General features: G+C 63.1%; 19 protein-coding genes. 12 read left to right on the forward strand and 7 right to left on the reverse strand.

Annotated features, from left to right (window positions below):
* The first annotated feature begins 38 nt into the window (after positions 1 to 38).
* Positions 39 to 974, forward strand: a complete 936-nt coding sequence (gene tal / locus ACQ4WY_RS08290; protein WP_436503589.1) for a transaldolase — start codon at positions 39 to 41, stop codon at positions 972 to 974.
* 67 nt (positions 975 to 1,041) lie between these two features.
* On the opposite strand, the gene ACQ4WY_RS08295 is transcribed toward tal, so the two are convergent.
* Positions 1,042 to 1,461, reverse strand: a complete 420-nt coding sequence (locus ACQ4WY_RS08295; RefSeq protein ID WP_436503590.1) for a hypothetical protein — start codon at positions 1,459 to 1,461, stop codon at positions 1,042 to 1,044.
* A gap of 30 nt (positions 1,462 to 1,491) precedes the next feature.
* Here ACQ4WY_RS08295 and ACQ4WY_RS08300 point away from each other — a divergent pair, with 30 nt between their 5' ends.
* The 3 genes from ACQ4WY_RS08300 to ACQ4WY_RS08310 all read left to right on the forward strand — a co-directional run bounded on the left by ACQ4WY_RS08300 (position 1,492) and on the right by ACQ4WY_RS08310 (position 5,508).
* Positions 1,492 to 2,349, forward strand: a complete 858-nt coding sequence (locus ACQ4WY_RS08300; RefSeq protein WP_436503591.1) for a patatin-like phospholipase family protein — start codon at positions 1,492 to 1,494, stop codon at positions 2,347 to 2,349.
* Positions 2,350 to 2,471: 122 nt separating this feature from the next.
* A complete protein-coding gene (locus tag ACQ4WY_RS08305) occupies positions 2,472 to 4,190 on the forward strand; it encodes a methyl-accepting chemotaxis protein (protein ID WP_436503592.1) in 1,719 nt (572 codons plus the stop codon).
* A 130-nt stretch (positions 4,191 to 4,320) separates the two neighbouring features.
* Entirely contained in the window at positions 4,321 to 5,508 is a 1,188-nt protein-coding gene (locus tag ACQ4WY_RS08310; protein ID WP_436503594.1) for a tetratricopeptide repeat protein, read from the forward strand.
* An 11-nt stretch (positions 5,509 to 5,519) separates the two neighbouring features.
* Here ACQ4WY_RS08310 and hemW read toward each other — a convergent pair whose 3' ends face one another.
* From hemW to rph, 3 genes are all read right to left on the reverse strand, one after another.
* Positions 5,520 to 6,794, reverse strand: coding sequence for a radical SAM family heme chaperone HemW (hemW, locus tag ACQ4WY_RS08315; RefSeq protein WP_436503595.1), 1,275 nt, complete (start codon positions 6,792 to 6,794; stop codon positions 5,520 to 5,522).
* Positions 6,791 to 7,384 (reverse strand): RdgB/HAM1 family non-canonical purine NTP pyrophosphatase, encoded by a 594-nt coding sequence (gene rdgB / locus ACQ4WY_RS08320; RefSeq protein WP_436503596.1) that lies wholly within the window; start codon positions 7,382 to 7,384, stop codon positions 6,791 to 6,793. The genes hemW and rdgB overlap by 4 nt, the downstream gene beginning before the upstream one ends.
* A gap of 138 nt (positions 7,385 to 7,522) precedes the next feature.
* Complete coding sequence (rph, locus tag ACQ4WY_RS08325) at positions 7,523 to 8,251, reverse strand: ribonuclease PH (protein WP_436503597.1); 729 nt, start codon at positions 8,249 to 8,251, stop codon at positions 7,523 to 7,525.
* A 303-nt stretch (positions 8,252 to 8,554) separates the two neighbouring features.
* Between rph and ACQ4WY_RS08330 the strand changes: the two genes are divergently transcribed.
* On the forward strand, positions 8,555 to 9,445 hold the full coding sequence (locus ACQ4WY_RS08330; protein WP_034787070.1) for a YicC/YloC family endoribonuclease: 891 nt from the start codon (positions 8,555 to 8,557) through the stop codon (positions 9,443 to 9,445).
* An 8-nt stretch (positions 9,446 to 9,453) separates the two neighbouring features.
* On the opposite strand, the gene ACQ4WY_RS08335 is transcribed toward ACQ4WY_RS08330, so the two are convergent.
* Positions 9,454 to 9,864 carry a DoxX family protein gene (locus tag ACQ4WY_RS08335; RefSeq protein ID WP_436503598.1) on the reverse strand — a complete coding sequence of 137 codons (411 nt, stop codon included), beginning with the start codon at positions 9,862 to 9,864 and terminating at the stop codon, positions 9,454 to 9,456.
* Positions 9,865 to 10,075: 211 nt separating this feature from the next.
* Between ACQ4WY_RS08335 and gmk the strand changes: the two genes are divergently transcribed.
* The 3 genes from gmk (at position 10,076) to ACQ4WY_RS08350 (ending at position 13,342) form a co-directional block, all read left to right on the forward strand.
* A complete protein-coding gene (gene gmk / locus ACQ4WY_RS08340) occupies positions 10,076 to 10,714 on the forward strand; it encodes a guanylate kinase (RefSeq protein WP_077407781.1) in 639 nt (212 codons plus the stop codon).
* Positions 10,715 to 10,773: 59 nt separating this feature from the next.
* Entirely contained in the window at positions 10,774 to 10,977 is a 204-nt protein-coding gene (gene rpoZ, locus ACQ4WY_RS08345) for a DNA-directed RNA polymerase subunit omega (RefSeq protein WP_010400723.1), read from the forward strand.
* 82 nt (positions 10,978 to 11,059) lie between these two features.
* Complete coding sequence (locus tag ACQ4WY_RS08350) at positions 11,060 to 13,342, forward strand: RelA/SpoT family protein (protein WP_436503599.1); 2,283 nt, start codon at positions 11,060 to 11,062, stop codon at positions 13,340 to 13,342.
* Positions 13,343 to 13,403: 61 nt separating this feature from the next.
* Here the strand turns inward: ACQ4WY_RS08350 and ACQ4WY_RS08355 are convergent, their stop codons facing one another.
* Positions 13,404 to 14,048 carry a transposase gene (locus ACQ4WY_RS08355; RefSeq protein ID WP_436503600.1) on the reverse strand — a complete coding sequence of 215 codons (645 nt, stop codon included), beginning with the start codon at positions 14,046 to 14,048 and terminating at the stop codon, positions 13,404 to 13,406.
* 70 nt (positions 14,049 to 14,118) lie between these two features.
* A complete protein-coding gene (greB, locus tag ACQ4WY_RS08360; protein WP_436503601.1) occupies positions 14,119 to 14,685 on the reverse strand; it encodes a transcription elongation factor GreB in 567 nt (188 codons plus the stop codon).
* Between the two features lie 115 nt (positions 14,686 to 14,800).
* Here greB and ACQ4WY_RS08365 point away from each other — a divergent pair, with 115 nt between their 5' ends.
* The 4 genes from ACQ4WY_RS08365 to ACQ4WY_RS08380 all read left to right on the forward strand — a co-directional run bounded on the left by ACQ4WY_RS08365 (position 14,801) and on the right by ACQ4WY_RS08380 (position 19,372).
* Positions 14,801 to 15,388, forward strand: a complete 588-nt coding sequence (locus ACQ4WY_RS08365) for a membrane protein (RefSeq protein WP_034753995.1) — start codon at positions 14,801 to 14,803, stop codon at positions 15,386 to 15,388.
* 17 nt (positions 15,389 to 15,405) lie between these two features.
* A complete protein-coding gene (locus ACQ4WY_RS08370) occupies positions 15,406 to 16,896 on the forward strand; it encodes a sensor histidine kinase (protein WP_436503602.1) in 1,491 nt (496 codons plus the stop codon).
* A gap of 52 nt (positions 16,897 to 16,948) precedes the next feature.
* Complete coding sequence (locus ACQ4WY_RS08375) at positions 16,949 to 17,596, forward strand: response regulator (RefSeq protein ID WP_034753998.1); 648 nt, start codon at positions 16,949 to 16,951, stop codon at positions 17,594 to 17,596.
* A 201-nt stretch (positions 17,597 to 17,797) separates the two neighbouring features.
* A complete protein-coding gene (locus tag ACQ4WY_RS08380; RefSeq protein ID WP_436504416.1) occupies positions 17,798 to 19,372 on the forward strand; it encodes a diguanylate cyclase in 1,575 nt (524 codons plus the stop codon).
* Positions 19,373 to 19,451: the final 79 nt, after the last annotated feature.

Here is a 19,451-nt window from a genome sequence, read left to right on the forward strand (position 1 = left end):
ATACCCCGGCAAGCCCATTCACTCTTTCCCGTGCAGCCATGAACCAACTCGAACAACTGAAGCAATTTACTACCGTGGTGGCCGACACCGGCGACTTCCAATCGATCCAGGCTTACACGCCGCGCGATGCGACGACGAATCCGTCGCTGATCCTGAAGGCCGTGCAAAAGGATGAATACAAGCCGCTGCTGGAAAAAGCCGTGCGCGACCATCCGCATGCCTCCACCGCCGAAATCATCGACCGCCTGCTGATCGCGTTTGGCGTGGAAATCCTGCAAACCATCCCGGGCCGCGTCTCCACCGAAGTCGATGCGCGCCTGTCGTTCGACACGGAAGGCACGGTGGCCAAGGGCCGCGACCTGATCGCCCTGTATTCGAACGCCGGCATTGCCCGCGAGCGCGTGCTGATCAAGATCGCCTCCACCTGGGAAGGCATCCGCGCCGCCGCTATCCTTGAAAAGGAAGGCATCCGCTGCAATATGACCCTGCTGTTCTCGCTGGCCCAGGCCATCGCTTGCGCCGAAGCGGGCGCGCAGCTCATTTCTCCGTTCGTCGGCCGCATCTACGACTGGTACAAGAAATCGACGGGTATCGACTACGTGGGCGCGGAAGACCCGGGCGTGCAATCGGTACGCCGCATCTACAATTACTATCGCAAGTTCGGCTACAAGACCGAGGTGATGGGCGCGAGCTTCCGCAACACGTCGCAAATCCTCGAACTGGCCGGCTGCGACCTGCTCACCATCAGTCCCGACCTGCTGCAAAAGCTGGCCGACAGCGATGCGCCGGTGGAACGCAAGCTGAGCGCCGAAGTGGCGCCATCGACCAACATCGTGCAAATGTCGCTGAACGAAGAAGCCTTCCGCTTCATGATGAATGAAGACGCGATGGCGACGGAAAAACTGGCCGAAGGCATCCGCGCCTTCTGCGTCGATTCCGGCAAGCTGAAACAGATGATCTCGGCACTGCGCTAATCACGACGTGCGTAAAAAAAGCGGCGTCCGTGCAATGCACGGCGCCGCTTTTTTCATGCCCGCGTGATCAGGAACAACGGAATGTGGCCACGCCCTGGTAATTGGCGCCATTTGCCAGTTGCGCCCTGTAAGCGGCGATCAGCAGATAGCGGCCAGCACCGCCGTCGCCCAGCATCAACTGCGCGCCCGTGCCATTCGACAAGTAGCCGCCGGTGATGCTGCTCGACGCGGCCGAAGCCATGGTCGTCGAAGCCGCTACTTTACCCGTGCTGCCACCTGCGCTGGCGTCGATGGTCAGCGCTATTTTGGCGCCGGAGGCATCGAAGGACATGCTGGCATTGCCGCTGGCGGTACCGAAGTTAGCGGTCGACGAGACGCTGCTGCCACCCGTATAGCTTGGCGCCGTGAACGTGCCTGCATCGCAGGTGAACGTGCCGGTCGCTGGCAGTGCGGCGACTTCCTGGCGCAGGGGCCGCGCCCGCGCCACTTTGTCGGTGCCTCGATCGGCGCCTGACGCATGGCCGCTGCCGTGTTTTCCGACCCGGTGGCCGCGCAGCGCCGCCTGGTGCGCGAATACGTGGGCCAGCGCTATCCCGACAAGCCCGAGGCGGCGCACGTCAGCCGCACCTGCCGCGCCCTGCTCGATGCCGTCCTCGATGGCCAGGATGCGCAGCTGCTGCGGCACAAGGACCACAGCCTGTCGGTGCTGGCCGTGCGCGGCATCGGCGCGCTGGCGCAGCCGGGCAAATGGCGCGACCGGCGCGGCTTCCTGCTGGCGGCCGCCGGCAATGCCGTGGCGCGCGCGCGCCTGGCCGCATCACTGGAACGCGCGGTGTTCCATGCCGGGCCGGACGGCGCCAGCTGGCTGCGCTCGCGCTTCGACGCCTTTCATTCCCATTTCGTGCCGCTGGCGCAAGACAACCTGCGCGACGCGCTGCTGGCCTCCGGCTCCATCCCGCTGGTGCTCGATGCCGTGACGGACATCCCCGGCGCGCCGTCCGGGCGCTACTGGGACGGCGGCCTGGTCGACTATCATCTGCACCTGCCTTACCAGCGCGAACCGGACCTGGTGCTATACCCGCATTTTGCCGACCACATCGTGCCGGGCTGGCTGGACAAGGCCATGCCCTGGCGCCGCGCGCGCAGCGGCGATAGCGCACTCGACAACATGATCCTCGTCTCGCCCTCGCCCGCCTTCGTGGCCAGCCTGCCCAACGGCAAACTGCCGGACCGGCGCGACTTCCCCTATTACGGGCAAGGCCACGCGGCGCGCATGCGCGACTGGCGCCGCGCCATCGCGGAGAGCGAACGCATGGCGGCCGCCTTCGCCCGCTGGGCCGAGCAGCCGGACCTGCGCCAGGCGGGCGATCTGTAGCACGGGCAAGACTGCAACAGGGGCAGCAACAAGCGCGCTTTTCCCTCGCCTATTGGTCACTTATCAGTGCATACTATGTCGCACAGGCAACCTTCAATCCCTCTGCGACAGGAATTCAAACCATGCACGCCCTCTCCCAACTTCGTATCGGCACGCGCCTGGCTGCAGGCTTCGCGCTGGTGCTGCTGCTGTCCGTGATCTCCACCTCATACGCGCTGTACAGCGCCCGCGTGAATGCCGAAGCAACGCGGCAAATGATGGAAAAACCGCTGGCCAAGGAACGCCTGGTATCGGACTGGTACGTGCTGATTTACTCGGCCATCGCGCGCACCTCGATGATCGCCAGGAGCACCGATGAAACCCTGTCGAGCGTATTTGCCGACACCATCGCCGACAGCACGAAACAGGGCAGCGAACTGCTGAAGAAGATCGAAGCGCTGCTCGACAGCGACGAGGAAAAAAGCATTTTCAAGGCGTCCATTGCCGAGCGCGTCAAATACCAGGATGCCAAGACCCTGGTGATGAATGCGCGCAAGGCCGGCAACGCGGCGCAGGCGGAAAGCACCTACCGCGACAGCTTTGCGCCAGCCGCCGCCAGGTACCAGAACAACGTCAAGGCTCTGCTGTCGCAGCAACGCCAGGCCATCGACGCCACGGCGCAAGCGATCGAGGCGGCCAACGGGCGCAGCTTCACCCTGCTGCTGACCTTGTGCGCGCTGGTGGTGGCGCTGGGCAGCGTCTGCGCCTGGCTGATCACGCGTTCGATCACGCAGCCCTTGAAGGCCGCCGTGAAAGTGGCCGAAACGGTGGCCGACGGCGATTTGCGCACGCATTTCGGCACGCCTGCCAGCGATGAAATCGGCGACCTGATGCGCGCCTTGCACGGCATGAACGAGGCACTGCGCAAGGTGGTATCGGAAGTGCAGACGGGTACCAAGGCGATTGCCACGGCGTCGGGCGAAATCGCCGCCGGCAACCAGGACTTGTCGGCGCGCACGGAACAGCAGGCCAGTTCGCTGGAAGAGACAGCGTCGTCGATGGAAGAACTGACCAGCACCGTGAAGCAGAATGCGGACAATGCGCGCCAGGCCAACCAGATGGCGGTGGCCGCCTCCGGCGTGGCCGAACGGGGCGGCAGCATCGTCAGCCAGGTGGTCGACACCATGGGCGCCATCGACACGGCATCGACGAAAATCGTCGACATCATCGGCGTCATCGACGGCATCGCTTTCCAGACGAATATCCTGGCCTTGAACGCGGCCGTCGAGGCGGCCAGGGCCGGCGAACAGGGGCGCGGCTTTGCCGTCGTCGCCACGGAAGTGCGCAGCCTGGCGCAACGCTCGGCCGCGGCCGCGCGCGAAATCAAGACCCTGATCGGCGACTCGGTGGAGCAGGTCAACAACGGCACGCGGCTGGTGCAGCAAGCCGGCAGCACCATGGGCGAAGTGGTCGACAGCGTGCGCAGAGTCACCGACATCATGGCCGAGATCACTGCCGCCAGCGCCGAGCAAAGCATGGGCATCGACCAGGTCAACCAGGCCATCGCGCAGATGGACCAGGTGACGCAGCAAAATGCGGCCCTGGTGGAAGAAGCGGCGGCCGCGGCCGAAAGCATGCAGGACCAGGCCGCGCGACTGGCGCAAGTGGCAGCCGGCTTCCAGCTCGAACACGTGGTCACGGCGGCGCCGGTACGCACCGCGCGGCCGGCGCCCACCCAGCTGGCCAAGCCGGTGGCCAGGAGCACCGCCGCCAGGCAGCCTGGCATCGCGGCCAGGAGCGCGCCTCCTGCGCGCAAGCCCCAGGCGCACATGGCTGGCGAGCAGGACTGGGAAGAGTTTTAAGGCTGGCAGCGCCGCCAGTTAAAAGGGTTTGACAGCGCCGTGGCGCGCGAGGATACTTGCTTCAGGTGGCGTGGCGCTCCACCGGCAGCAATACATATTGCGCCTGACATTGTTCTGCGGGAGCACGAACATGAAAAGTATCTGCGGCATCAGCGAACAGCTGTGCCTGGGCCTCTTATGCCCCTTGCTGCTGTGTGCAGCCCTTGCCGGCTGCGCCACGGCGCCCACCACCCCACCTCCGCCCGACCTGTTCAACGATGCCAGCTTTGCCGCGCCGGCCGTGCCGGTCGACCCGCAGCAGGCGTTTGCCGTGAGCGACGCCATGCGGCTCTATGTGCGTGTCGATATCGCGCGCGAGGCGCGCAGCAAGAATCCCCGCCGCGCCCTCGCCGCTGCCCTGGGCAACAGGGCCGGACTGCAGCTGGAATATGATGCCGCCATGACGCGCACGGCGGCACAGGCGTTTGATGCGCGCAGCGGCAATTGCCTGTCCCTCGTGCTGATGACGGCCGCGCTGGCCAAGGAAATGGGGCTCGATGTGCACTACCAGGTGGTATTGGGAGAAGAAAGCTGGAGCCGCAGCGGTGGCATGTATTTCGTCGCCGGCCACGTCAATCTCGCGCTGGAACGCCGTGCCGCCAGCAATACCGTCGGCTACGACGCCGATGCCATCCTGCTCATCGACTTCCTGCCTGGCGAAGACCTCACCGGTCAGCGCACGCTGCAAGTCGGCGAGGCGACCATCCTGGCCATGTACCTCAACAATCGCGCTGCCGAAACCATGGCCAGCGGCGAGCTCGATCAAGCCTACTGGTATGCCCGCGCCGCCATCCTGAAAGACCCCACGTTTGCGGGCGCCTTCAATACGCTGGGCATCATCCAGCTGCGCCATGGCGACATCGAGCCGGCGCGGCGCACGCTCGCTTACGCACTGGAGCGCTCGCCATCAAACACCGTGCTGCTGTCCAACCTGGCGCAGGCACTCGACGGCCTGGGACGCACGGACGAAGCGCAACTGCTGCGACGCAAATTGCTGGCCCTGCAGCCAGAGCCGCCCTTCCACTTTTTCAACCTGGGCCAGCGCGCCATGGAAAGCGCCAACTACCAGGAGGCGGCGCGCCTGTTCAAGCGCGAGATCGCGCGCGACCCCTATTACCATGAATTTCACTTCTGGCTGGCGCAGGCCTATGCGCGCATGGGCCAGCTGGCGCAGGCGGACAGGCAGCTGGAACTGGCGATGGACAACAGCACCACGCGCAGCGAGCACGGGCTGTACGCGGCCAAGCTGCAGCGCCTGCGCGCCGCCACCGCGCATTAGGATAAGCAGCGTCAGTCTTCCAGGAACATCTGCTGCAGGTCATTCAGGAAGCACAATCCCAGCTCCGTCGGGCGGATGACCTGGTGGTCGCGGTACAGCAAGCCTTTCGCTTCGGCCGCGTTCAGCGGCTGCTCGATGGCGTTGAGGGCCAGGCCCGTGCGCTCGGCGAACAGGTTCGGCGAAAAGCCCTGCGTCAGGCGCAGGGTATTGAGCATGAATTCAAAACCCATTTCCTCGCGCGCCAGTTCGCGCTCTTCCTGCACCGGATTACCGGCCAGCACCGCGTCCATATAGGCGCGCGGCTGCTTGTAGCGGGCCTGGCGCAGCACGCGGTGCGGGAACGAAATCTTCGAGTGGGCGCCCGCGCCGATACCCAGGTAGTCGCCGAATTCCCAGTAATTGCGGTTGTGCTTCGCTTGGCGGCCCGGCTGCGCATAGGCCGACACTTCGTAGCGGCCATAGCCGGCCTGCGCCGCGCGCGCGGCCACCATGTCGGCGATATCGGCGCTCTCGTCGTCGTCCGGCAGCACGGGCGGATACTTGGCGAACAGGGTGTTCGGTTCGAGCGTCAGGTGGTACAGCGACAGGTGTGGCGGCGCGAACGAGAGCGCCGTTTCCAGGTCCTGCTGCGCCTCGGCCAGGGTTTGCGTGGGCAGCGCGTACATCAGGTCGAGATTGAAGTTATCGAAATTCGCGTGCGCGATGTCCACCGCGCGGCGCGCTTCCTTGTCGTCATGGATGCGCCCCAGCGCCTGCAGGTGGCGGCCATTGAAACTCTGGATGCCAATCGACAGGCGGTTGATGCCGCTGGCCCGGTAAGACTTGAATTTTTCCGCTTCAAAGGTGCCCGGATTGGCTTCCATGGTGATTTCGCAATCAGGCTCCAGGGGCAGCAAGGTGCGCACATCCGACATCAGCCGGTCCAGCCCCGCCGCCGACATCAGGCTGGGCGTGCCGCCGCCGATGAAGATGGTGTGGATCTTGCGGCCCCAGATCAGCGGCAGCGCCATTTCCAGGTCCAGCCGCAGGGCGGCCAGGTATTCCTCTTCCGGCAAGTCGCCGCGCACCTCATGCGAATTGAAATCGCAATACGGGCATTTCTTCACGCACCACGGGAAATGGATGTACAGCGACAGCGGCGGCAGGGCCGTCAGGTTCAGCGCGCCCGGCTGCAGGTATTTCAGGGCCGCCCCGGCCGCGCCGGAAATGCCTTCCTGCGGCGCGGGCGAGGGTCCCGGCTTCGCTGCAGATTTGGCAACGGCGCCCACCAGTTTGATCGGAATCATCGCAGGGTCCGCAGCTTGTCGAGCAGCGCGCGCAGGGCCTGGCCACGGTGCGACAGCGCGTTCTTTTCGTCGGACGTCAGTTCGGCCGCGCACTTGCCCAGCGCGGGAATAAAGAAATGCGGATCGTAGCCAAAGCCGCCGTTGCCGCGCGGCGTGGCGATCATTTCGCCATTCCAGCGGCCGTCGGCGATCACCGGCTGCGGGTCATCCGCATGGCGCACATACACCAGCACGCAGTAGTAATACGCGGACTTGTCGGCATGCGCCTCGAGGTCGGCGATCAGTTTGGCGCTGTTGGCGGCATCCGATTTCGGCTCGCCCGCATAGCGGGCCGAATACACGCCCGGTGCGCCGCCGAGCGCATTGACGCACACGCCGGAATCGTCAGCCAGCGCCGGCAAGCCCGTCAGGCGCGACGCGTGGCGCGCCTTTTGCAAGGCGTTTTCAACGAAGGTGTGGAACGGTTCGTCGCTTTCCGGCACGGCATACTCGCCCTGGGCGTGGACGGAGAAGCCGATGGTCGAGAGCAGCTCGTTGAATTCCTTGAGCTTGCCGGCGTTATTCGAGGCGAGGATGAGGCGTTGGGTCATGTCAGTAGTCCGGTTGAAGTGCCGACATTGTAAACCTTTTGCGCTACCCTCACCTTGGCCCGCCGCCGCGCTCAACGGCGGCAGGTGTGGGCTTTTTGCCCGGCGCGGCGGGCGACAGGATGTAAATCCATGTAAAGATTAAAGGTCGAGCGCCTGCTTCTGCAGGGCGATCAAGTCGGCAATGCCGCCCTGCGCCAGGTCCAGCAAGCGGTTCATGCCTGCGCGGTCAAACGCGGCGCCTTCGGCCGTGCCCTGCACTTCGATAAAGTGGCCCGCTTCCGTCATCACGACGTTCATGTCCGTGTCGCAGCCGGAGTCTTCCACGTAATCCAGGTCCAGCACCGGCATGCCCTGGTAGACGCCCACCGAGATGGCGGCGACAAAGCTTTTGACGGGGATGGCGGCGATCGCACCGCGCGCCTGCAACTGGGAAAACGCGTCATACGCGGCCACCATGGCGCCCGTGATCGAGGCCGTGCGCGTGCCGCCATCGGCCTGGATGACGTCGCAATCGAGGTGCAGGGTGCGTTCGCCGAACGCTTGCAAATCAAAGGCGGCGCGCAGCGAGCGGCCGATCAGGCGCTGGATTTCCTGCGTGCGGCCGGACTGCTTGCCGCGCGCCGCTTCACGGTCCATGCGCGTGTGCGTCGAGCGTGGCAGCATGCCGTACTCGGCCGTCAACCAGCCCTGTCCCTTGCCTTTCAGGAAACCCGGCACCTTGTCTTCGATGCTGGCGGTGCAGATAACCTTGGTATCGCCGCACTCGATCAGCACCGAGCCTTCGGCATGCTTGGTGTACTGGCGGGTGATGCGGATGGCGCGCAGCGCGTCGACGGCGCGGCCGCTCGGGCGGGATTCAAATGTCATGGGATTGTCCTGTGTGATTGGGGTTGCGGCAGCGATTTTACCACCGTGCGCCCGTCTATTTGCAGCCATGCAACAGCGCAAGACGCAATGGCGGGCGGCGCACACATGATCCCTACAATCCTGCCCCGCCAAACACAATTTTCTTTACAATGCCGTAAAACGCACACTATTCAGCAATTTTCAGGCCATCAGACCATGCGGTTCTGTTTTTGCGGCGCGGGCGGTATTGCCTGCGCTGGCTGATTAAGTGTATAAGTGACTGTATACAAGACCAAATCGGGGAATCCTTTGAGCATTTCAAGCATGACAGGCTACGCGGTTGCCACCAGCGAAGGTGCTGCAGGCACACTGACAATTGAAATCAAGAGCGTCAACTCACGCTTTCTCGACCTGCAATTCCGGATCAACGACGATCTGCGGGCCCTGGAGCCAGACTTGCGCGCCGCCGTCATGTCCGCCATCACGCGCGGCAAAGTCGAGGTACGTCTGAGCTTTGGCCGCAAGGCCGCGACGGCCGGCACGCAGGCGCTGAACCTGCCCCTGCTGGCCGAACTGGCGCGCCTGCAAAACGAAGTGGGCCAGCATTTTGTCTCCGCCCCCGTCATGACGGTGGCCGAACTGCTGCGCTGGCCTGGCATCATCGAAGAAGCGCAAGTGGGACAAGAGTCCTTGCAGGCGGACGTGGGCGCGCTGACCAAACGCACCGTGGCCGCCTTCGTCGACAGCCGCAAACGCGAAGGCGCGGCGCTCGAAGCGGTGCTGGTATCGCGCATCGAAGCGATGGAAGCCATCGTCAAGCGCATCACCCCTTTGATTCCGCAAGTGGTGGCGGCCTTCCAGCAAAAAGCCATCGAGCGCATGCAGGATGCGCTGGGCCTGGCCAGCCAGGGCTCGAATTCAGCCCTGTCGCGCCAGGACGCCATGGAGCGCATCCGCCAGGAAGTCATCTTGTACGGCATCCGCATCGACGTGTCGGAAGAACTGGCGCGCCTGTCGGCCCACCTGGGCGAAACGCGCCACATCCTCACCAAGGGCGGGCAAGTGGGCAAACGCCTCGACTTCATGATGCAGGAACTGAATCGCGAAGCCAACACGCTGGGCGCCAAGGCGTCCGTCAAGGAACTGGCCGACGCCTCGATGGACTTGAAGCTGCTGATCGAGCAGATGCGCGAACAGGTGCAGAACCTGGAGTAAGCGCTCCTTCAGGCCAGGCGCGCTCCGGCGCGCCCCCTGTCGCCGGCGGCGATGACGACGCAGGCGACAAACAGCACGATGCTGTATTCCACGCCGCCGGCGCCATGCTCGCCCACGAACCAGCCCTTGGCCGCATGCACGATGACGATGCCGCCGACGCAGATCACCATCAGCCCGGCCGCCGCCCAGCGCGTGTATTTTCCGACGATGAGCAAACTGCCGCAAACGATCTCGACGACGGTAATCGCCCACACCACGGCCAGGCCGTAAATAAATCCCTTGTCTTCCAGGAAACCGGCAAAGCGGGGAATGGTGCCATTGGCGATGCGCGTGATGGCGTGCGCCATGAACATCACGGCGATGGCCACGCGCAGCAAGAGCATGGCCTGGGCAGCACTGAGGAAGGGGAAATTTTTCATGCGCGCATCCTGTCGACAGAATAATTATCAAGAAAAAACCATTCTAAATTAGATAACTATTTCCTCAAGATAACAAGCAAAATATGCGCAAGCCTGGCGGCAAGGCGCATCGCGGGGCTGGCTCGCCGCCTTGCCTCTTGGTAAAATACCGAATTGGGCGGCGTCCATGCAAGCGCAAACGCCGCCATCACACGCATATGGAAAGATCCGCATGAGCCACCCTACCGCCTTCTCCGGCAGCCTGTTCGTGGTCGCCGCGCCATCGGGCGCCGGCAAATCGACACTGGTCAATGCATTGCTGGCGCAAGAGCCCGGCATCAAATTATCGATCTCGACCACCACGCGCGCGCCCCGTCCGGGCGAGCAGCATGGCCGCGAGTATTACTTCACGACGGCGGAAGACTTTGTCGCGCGCGCCGACCAGGGCGAATTCCTGGAATGGGCGGAAGTGCATGGCAATTACTACGGCACATCGCGCATCATGGTGGAACAGCAAATGCTGGCCGGCACCGATATCCTGCTGGAAATCGACTGGCAAGGCGCGCGCCAGGTGCGCAAGCAATTCCCCCGCGCGGCCGGCATTTTCATCCTGCCGCCATCGATCGATGCGCTGGAAGAACGGCTGAACAAGCGTGGCCAGGACGAGCCGCACGTGATCACGCGCCGCCTGCTGGCGGCCGGCGGCGAAATCGCACACGCTCCCGAGTTCGAGTATGTTATTATCAATGAAGAGTTTACGGTCGCTTTGTCCGAACTGAGCGCGATCGTGAGAGCGGCCCGTTGCCGGTTTGCGCAACAAGCGGCCCGCAACGCATCGCTATTCGCCCAGCTGGGCCTGCACGCAGAGTAATTAGTCTGCACGCCAGTTCACACAGCGCCACGCACCACGCATAAAATTTAGGAGTTACTATGGCCCGTATCACAATCGAAGATTGCCTGAAGCAGATCCCTAACCGTTTCCAGCTGACCCTGGCTGCGACTTATCGCGCACGTCAGTTGTTGCAAGGCCACACGCCTAAGGTGGAAGCCAAGGACAAGCCTACCGTTGTCGCACTGCGTGAAATCGCTGCCGGTAAAGTCGGCATCGAAATGCTGAAAAAGGTCCCGATGTAAGTGGGAACCCGCGTGCCGGAACAGTGCTGACCCCTGGTTCTACCGTATCTTTTATTCACACTGTGAAGCAACGCGACGTTTTATGAGTCTGACCCCAGCCGACACGACTTCCGCAGCACTGCCGCCCCTGGCCTCGCGCCAGGCGGCAAAATCGCAGGGCGCTTCCGCGTCCGGCACCGGCACGTCCGGCAGCAATATCCCCGCAGTACCGCCAGCGCCCGCCCTGGGTGTGGCCTCCGTCAGCCACCTGGCCGACAAGCTGGCCGAATACCTGTCTCCCGCCGACCTGAAAAAAGTCAAGGAAGCCTACCGCTTCTCCGACGAAATGCACCTGGGCCAGATGCGCCGCTCGGGCGAGCCGTATATCTCGCACCCGATCGCCGTCGCAGAAATCTGCGCCGACTGGAAACTCGACGCGCAAGCCATCATGGCCGCCCTGCTGCACGACGTCATGGAAGACCAGGACGTCAAGAAGGACGAGTTGATCGAGCGTTTCGGCGCGCCCGTGGCGCACCTGGTCGACGGCCTGTCGAAGCTGGAAAAGATCGAATTCCAGAGCCAGATCGAAGCGCAGGCGGAAAACTTCCGCAAGATGCTGCTGGCCATGGCGTCGGACGTGCGCGTGATCCTGATCAAGCTGGCCGACCGCCTGCACAATATGCGCACGCTGGACTTCATGACGGCGGCGAAAAAGCGCCGCATCGCCAGCGAGACCATGGAAGTGTACGTGCCGATCGCGCACCGCCTCGGCCTGAACAATATTTACCACGAGCTGCAGGACCTGTCGTTCTCGCACCTGTATCCGATGCGCTACCGCACCCTGGCGAAAGCCGTCAAGGCGGCGCGCGGCAACCGGCGCGAAGTGGTCAACAAGATCATGGAAGCGGTGAAAAGCACCCTGTCCATGGCCGAACTGGAGGCCGACGTCACTGGCCGCGAAAAGACCCTGTACGACATCTATAAAAAGATGCGCAGCAAGCATTTGTCGTTCTCGCAAGTGCTGGACGTGTACGGCTTCCGCGTGGTGGTGGGCAGTTTTGCCGACTGTTACGTGACCCTGGGCACCCTGCACAGCCTGTACAAGCCCATGCCGGGCAAGTTCAAGGATTACATCGCGATCCGCAAGCTGAACGGCTACCAGTCGCTGCACACGACCGTCATCGGCCCCTACGGCACACCCGTCGAATTCCAGATCCGCACGCAGGAAATGCACCGCACGGCCGAATCCGGCGTGGCGGCGCATTGGCTGTACAAGAGCGGCGAATCGAACCCGTCCGACTTGCAGCAGCGCACGCATGCGTGGCTGCAATCCTTGCTCGACATCCAGCAGCAGACGGGTGACTCGGCCGAATTCCTCGAACACGTCAAGGTCGACCTGTTCCCCGATTCCGTCTACGTATTTACGCCGAAATCGAAGATCATCGCCCTGCCGCGCGGCGCCACCGCCATCGACTTCGCCTATTCGATCCACACGGGCATCGGCGACCAGACCGTGGCCGTCAAGATCAACAACGAAACCTCGCCCCTGCGCACCGAGCTGCACAATGGCGACATCGTGGAAATCATCACCGATTCCTCGTCGCGCCCCAGCCCGACGTGGCTGTCGTTCGTGCGCACCGGCAAGGCCCGTTCGGCCATCCGCCACCATTTGCGCACGATCAACCTGCCCGAATCGATCGCCCTGGGCCAGCAATTGCTGTCGCAGGCGCTGCACACCCTGAACATCGACGCCGACCTGCCGGCGCCGCTGGTAGAACGCCTGCTCAACGAATCGAGCGCCAATTCCATGGACGAGCTGTACGCGGACATCGGCATCGGCAAGCGCATGGCCACCCTGGTGGCGCGCCACATCTTCGGCCTGATCGGCGGCGAAGCGGCCAGCATGCCGGTGGAACACAATAGCGGCAGCGAGCTCGACCCCGTCACCATCTGCGGCAGCGAAGGTGTCTCCGTGCAACTGGCGCCATGCTGTTTGCCGATTCCCGGCGACCAGATCATCGGCCAGCTGCGCCGCGACCAGGGCTTGCTGGTGCACACCAGCGACTGCACGCAAGCCAAGCGCCAGCGCGCCAAGGAACCGGACCGCTGGATCGCCGTACGCTGGGGAACCGAACTGAACCGCCGCTTCGACTGCCGCATCAAGGTCCTGATCAACAGCGAACGGGGCATCCTGGCCCGCGTGGCCGCCGAAATCGGCGAGTCCGACGCCAACATCATCTATGTGGGCATGGACGAAGACAAGGACAACGTCCTCGACCAGCTGCGCTTCACCGTGCAAGTCAAGGATCGCGTCCACCTGGCCGCCCTGCTGCGCAATGTGCGCCGGGTCGCCGGGGTCAACCGCATACTGCGCGAACGCAACTAAAATTGTTGGCATAGAGCCGGGGTCAGACCCGTCGGGTCTGACCCCAGTTTTCCGCTGCTGACTACCGGCTCAGTTCTGCAACTCGCCGTAAAAACGCCTGATCGCCTACCGCAAATTCAGCATTGACTGCTTCTCGCAGTTGTCCGATGCAACGCTCCCCAAATTTATCCTGAAATAATGATTGGTATGTTTTTTGCCGTTCAAGCTCATCACTTCCAAGTATCAAATACAAGGAATGCGGAGACAGCAGATCATCATGCATACCCTGCGCATTGCTCCGATAACTGGACCAGCAGTATTGCCCAGGCAATGCCACGATACCGGCCCTAACGGGATTGAGTTCGATATAACGCTGGCAAATCAATAAATACCGCTCGCCCTGCACCAGACAAGATTTGTAGCGACCTTCCCACAAGCTGCCGGTGCGACCATAACGCCAGTTGAAATACTGCCCATAACGCTGGCTCAGCATTTTCATCAACGACGACAGGGAGGCTGCGCTTTGTGTGGAGAGCAAGAGATGCACATGATTGCTCATCACCACATACGCATGCAGATAACATGGCACAAGCGCTAAACAACTGCGCAGATAGTCAAGATAACGCTGTTTATCCTTCCCATCAAGAAAGCATACTTGGCGATTCACTCCACGCTGCACTACATGCAGTGGAACGCCGGGCAAGACAAGCCGAAGGCGGCGGGGCATGACAACTCCTGATACCGACTAAATGATCAGTATCCCTGCGCGCGCCTAAGACACTCTGCGTCAACGCAAACTACCTCTCCCCCGGCGCCGGATACGTCACTTCCAGCAATTCCAGTTCCTGCTCGCCCAGCGGCGTGTTGAGGGTGATCACGTCGCCTTCGCGCGCCTTGGTGATGGTGCGGGCCATGGGCGAGACCCAGCTGATCTTGCCGTTCAGGGGGTCGAATTCATCGATGCCGACGATGGTGATGGTGTGCGTTTCGCCGTCGCTGGTGCGGTAGGTCACCGTGGCGCCGAAAAACACCTGGTCGTTGCCATGGTGCACGCTGGGGTCAACGATGGCGGCCAGGTCCATGCGCTTGGTGAGGAAGCGGATGCGGCGGTCGATTTCACGCAGGCGCCGCTTGCCGTAGATATAGTCGCCATTTTCCGAACGGTCGCCATTCGACGCCGCCCAATGGACGATGCGCACCACTTCCGGACGGTCGACGTCGATCAGCTGCAGCAGCTCTTCCTTGATGCGCTGGTAACCGGCCGGCGTGATGTAGTTCTTGGCGCCGGCGGGAATGGCCAGCGCCAGCGCGGCCGCCTCTTCATCGTCGTCGCTGTCGGATTCTTTTACAAAGGCTTTATTCATCTGCCTATTGTAGCCCCGCCAGGGAGGCACAGGCACACGGGATGCGGGAGCAAACGGGCTTTTTTGACGTATCATCGTGGCAATCGCGGCAAACCTGCGCCGCACACGGAGACGGATGAAAAAATTCTACAGAGTCAGGCGCTGGCTGTTCGCGCCGCTGGTCTACCTGGCCGCCATCTTCCTGCTGATCGAGGAATGGCTGTGGGCGACCGGGGCGCGCATCATGCAGGTGATCGCGCAATTTCCGCCCCTGCATGCGCTGGAAGCGTGGATCAAGCGTTTGCCGCCATACTGGGCGCTGGCCATCTTCGTGCTGCCGGCCGTGCTGCTGTTTCCCGTCAAGCTGCTGGCCCTGCTGGCGATCGCGCGCGGCCATGCATTTTCCGGCATCGGCGTGATCGTCATCGCCAAGCTGGGCGGCGCGGCCGCCGTGGCCCGCCTGTACAGCCTGACGCGTCCCACACTGCTCAGCTTGCCTTGGTTTGCGCGCTGGCACGGCCTGTTCATGGAAACCAAGGACCGCTGGATTGCCCGCCTGCGCGCCACGCGTCCATGGCGCCGTGTCAGCCGCCTGTCGGCCGCGCTGGGCCGCGCCCGCCGCGCCTGGTGGCAGCGCTTGCGCAAGGGCACGCCGGGGCGCCATAATTCCCGCCCGGCCAGGGTGCTGCGCCGCTTCGCCGCCTTCTGGCGCGCCCGCCGCTGATGAAGAAAGACCACGCCATGCACGACACTCCCCGGCTGGCGCCCGCCATGCGCGCGGCGGCGCCGGAAATCTACCTGTACGACGCGTCCAGCTTGCAATTGCTCGATGCCAACGATGCTGCCTGCGACAACTTGCAGTATGCACGCGAGCAGTTGCTGGCGATGACGCCCTTCACCCTCGCACCGCAGCTCGACGCGCAGCAACTGGCCGCGGTGCTGGCGACATTGGACGACAGCATAGGCGCGCAAGCCCAGCTCCACGTGCAGCAACGCCGCCGCGACGGCAGCCTGTATTCGCTCAGCCTGCACCTGTCGCGCGCCAGCCACCAGGGGCGCGCCCTGCTCTTGGCCGAAGGCGAAGACTTGCGCACGCCGCAGGCGACGGCCGCCGCCCTGGCGCAAGTACAGTCGCGCTTCAACGCCATCGTCTCGAATACGCCAGGCCTGGTGTACCAGTTCTGCCTGCATGCGGATGGCCGCGCTGCCTTCCCCTACTTGAGCGATGGCTGCCAGGCTCTGCTGGGCCTGAGCCCGGCACAGCTGCACGCGCGCCCGGAACTGTTCTATCAGCTGATCCTGGCCGACGACCGCGCCTCGTATCTGGAGTCGATGCAGGCATCGAAGGCGGCCTTGTGGAGCTGGAACTGGGAAGGCCGCATCTGGATCGATGCCTGGAAGGACGTCAAATGGATCAACCTGCGTTCCACGCCGCGCGCGCTGGCCGACGGCACGGTGCAGTGGGAAGGCATCATGACGAATATCACGGAAAGCCGGCTCGAACAGATCGAAGTGCGCCAGTCGCGCGCCCGCCTGGCCGAGCTGACTGCGCATATCGACAAGGTCAAGGAACATGAACGCACGCGCCTGGCGCGCGAACTGCACGATGACCTGGGCGGCAACTTGACGGCAATCAAGATGGCGCTGGCCATGCTGGCGCGCCGCCTGCCGCCGGACGACCCGCTGCTGCAGGAAAAGGCCGACTATGTCGATGCCCTGGTCGACCGCAGCATCGACGCCGTGCACCGCATTTCGCTGGACTTGCGCCCTTCCATGCTGGACTTGGGCCTGGTTGCCGCACTGGACTGGCAAGTGAAGGAATTCGCCCGCCAGGCCGGCATCGCATGCCAGTTCATTTCGAACCGCCAGCACATCGAACTGGAGCTGGACCAGGCAACCAGCCTGTTCCGCATCGCCCAGGAGGCGCTGACGAATATCGCCAAGCATGCGCAGGCGAGCAAGGTCAGCGTGCGCCTGGCCCGGCAGCGCCAGCATCTGCGCTTGACCATCGCCGACAATGGCGTCGGCATGCGCCTGTCCGACCGCGCCAAGCCGCAATCGTTCGGCATCCGCGGCATGGCCGAACGCGCCAGCGCGCTGGGCGGCACCCTGAGCCTGATGGACGGGCCGGATGGCGGCACCATCCTGAGCATAAAAATCCGGCTGACCACGCCGCGAGAGGCGATAATAGCGGCTGCAGCCGGCGCACCAGCGCAGAGCGGATTGCCATAAGGCCACAGGGCCGCCGCAGGGCGCAGGGATTCAGATAGGAAACAACGCAGTCATGAAAGAAAAAGCCACCATCCGGGTATTCATCGCCGACGATCACGCGATCGTGCGCGAGGGCTTGAAGCAAATCCTCGCCGATACGAAGGACATCATCGTCGCCGGCGAGGCCGAAAATGGCCACGACGCCATCAAACTGTTCCGCGGCTCGAAATGCCAGGTGTTGCTGCTCGACATCTCCCTGCCCGACCGCAGCGGCATCGAGGTGCTCAAGCAGATCAAGAAGGAAAAGCCGGAACTGGCCGTGCTGATGCTCTCCATGCACCGCGAGGACCAGTACGCCATCCGTTCACTCAAGGCAGGCGCTGCCGGTTACCTGACGAAACAGAGCGCGCCGCGCGAACTGGTCACGGCCATCCGCCAGGTGGCGCAGGGATTAAAATACATCAGCGCCTCGCTGGCGCAGGAACTGGCCAACACGGTGGGCGAAGACCACGAAACGGCCTTGCACGACACCTTGTCGGACCGCGAATACCAGACCCTGGTCATGATCGCCTCGGGCAAGGCAGTGGGCGCCATCGCCGAAGAGCTGAAATTGTCCGTAAAAACCGTCAGCGAATACCGCGCCCGCTTGCTGGTCAAGATGAAACTCAAAAACAGCGCCGAACTGACGCATTACGCGATCCGCAACCAGCTGGTGGATTGACGGCAAGGCGGCATGCCCGCTGGCATCGAGCGAATTGACAGGACTTCTCCTTGCTTCTCGCACAATAAGTTCTTTGCCAACTCGCATATCATGAGGATAATGAGAAATATCTAAAAAGGCTGTGTCTACATGTCCAGTAAATTGCCATCTCCACCAGCAAGCGCGCCCGCTGGCACCACGAATACCGCCGCCGCTGCGGCGATGAATCCGGCCGATATCGCCCGTGAAGCGTTTCGCCGCCTGGCGACGCGCCGCATCGCCCCGACGCCGAGCGCCTACCGCGATATCTACAATGAAATCGCCGGCATCAGCGAACCGGCGGACAACCCTGCCGCGCCGGGAGCCGTGCTGGCCGCCAGCGCCAATGTTGAAGAGAGTGGCGCGGAAAACGTCCTGACGCAGTTCGCCGCCAAGATGAGCGAATCGGCGGGCGAACTGGGCGACTTTGGCCGGCGCTTCCAGCGCGCCCTGAAAGCGCGCGACTGGGACAGCTACGCGCGCACCCTGGCGCAACTGGCGGAAAAACAGGTCAAGAAAGGCGGCGGCATCGAATTGCCCCCTCTGCCGGACGGCGAACAGACGCGCACCCTGCGCGAATTGCTCAGCCGCACCCTGGGCTTTGCCGTCGCCACCTTGCTGACGGGCACACCCGCCTTGGTGGAAGAAGCCGAATCGCTGGGTACGGCCATCAAGCTGGCCCACACGGAAGAAGCGCTGAACGAAGCGGCGCTGCGCCTGAAGCAGCTGTGTTACCAGATCGAATTGAAAAGCGGCGACACGGCCGAGCAGCAAGAGTTGCTGCTGCGCCTGTTCAAGTTGCTGCTCGATAACGTCAGCCAGTTGCTCGACGACGACAGCTGGCTGCGCGGCCAGGTCGATGCCGTGCAAAACCTGATCGCCGGCCCGCTCGACCAGCGCGCGCTGGAAGACGCCACGCGCAGCCTGAAGGAAGTCATCTACAAACAAGGCCAGCTCAAGCACAGCCTGTCCGACGTCAAGCTGACGGTCAAGAACATGATGATGACCTTCATCGACCGCCTGGGACAAGTGGCGGCCAGCACGGGCGACTTCCATGAAAAGATCGGCGGCTATTCAGAAAAGATCAGCCAGGCGGAAAATATCAGCGAACTGAACAGCGTTCTCGACGAAGTCTTGCGCGAAACGCGCATGGTGCAGAACGAGGCCTTGCGCGCACGCGACAAAATGGTGCTGGCGCGCCAGGAAGTGCAGGATGCGGAACAGCGCATCCACACCTTGGAAGCGAAGCTCCAGCATATGAGCGAACTGGTGCGCGAAGACCAGCTGACAGGCAGCCTGAACCGCCGCGGCCTGGACGACGTGTTCGAACGCGAGACGGCCCGTTCCGACCGCCGCGGCACGCCGCTGTGCATCGCCATGCTGGACCTGGATGACTTCAAGCGCCTGAACGACACCTACGGCCACCTGGCCGGCGATGCGGCGCTGAAACACCTGGTGAAGATCGTCAAGGAAACCCTGCGCTCGATGGACGTCATCGCCCGCTTCGGCGGCGAGGAATTCCTCATCCTGCTGCCGGAAACGACGGTCGAAGCGGCTTCGTCCACGATGACCCGATTGCAGCGCGAACTGACCCGGCATTTTTTCCTGCACGACAACGAAAAAGTCTTGATCACCTTCTCCGCCGGCGTGGCCCTGCGCCTGCCCAACGAAGACCAGGCCGAGCTGGTCAAGCGCGCCGACCGCGCCATGTACCAGGCCAAGCAAACGGGCAAGAACCGCGTGGTGGTGGCGGATTGACGTATCGTTGCTCCGTTGAAAAAGCCCGGATATCCGGGCTTTTTTATTTTCCGCAGAATGACATGCAAGCAGTCACGCA

It is taken from the genome of Janthinobacterium salmonicoloratum, from assembly GCF_051380845.1.
Classification (GTDB): Bacteria; Pseudomonadota; Gammaproteobacteria; order Burkholderiales; family Burkholderiaceae_D; genus Janthinobacterium; species Janthinobacterium lividum_F.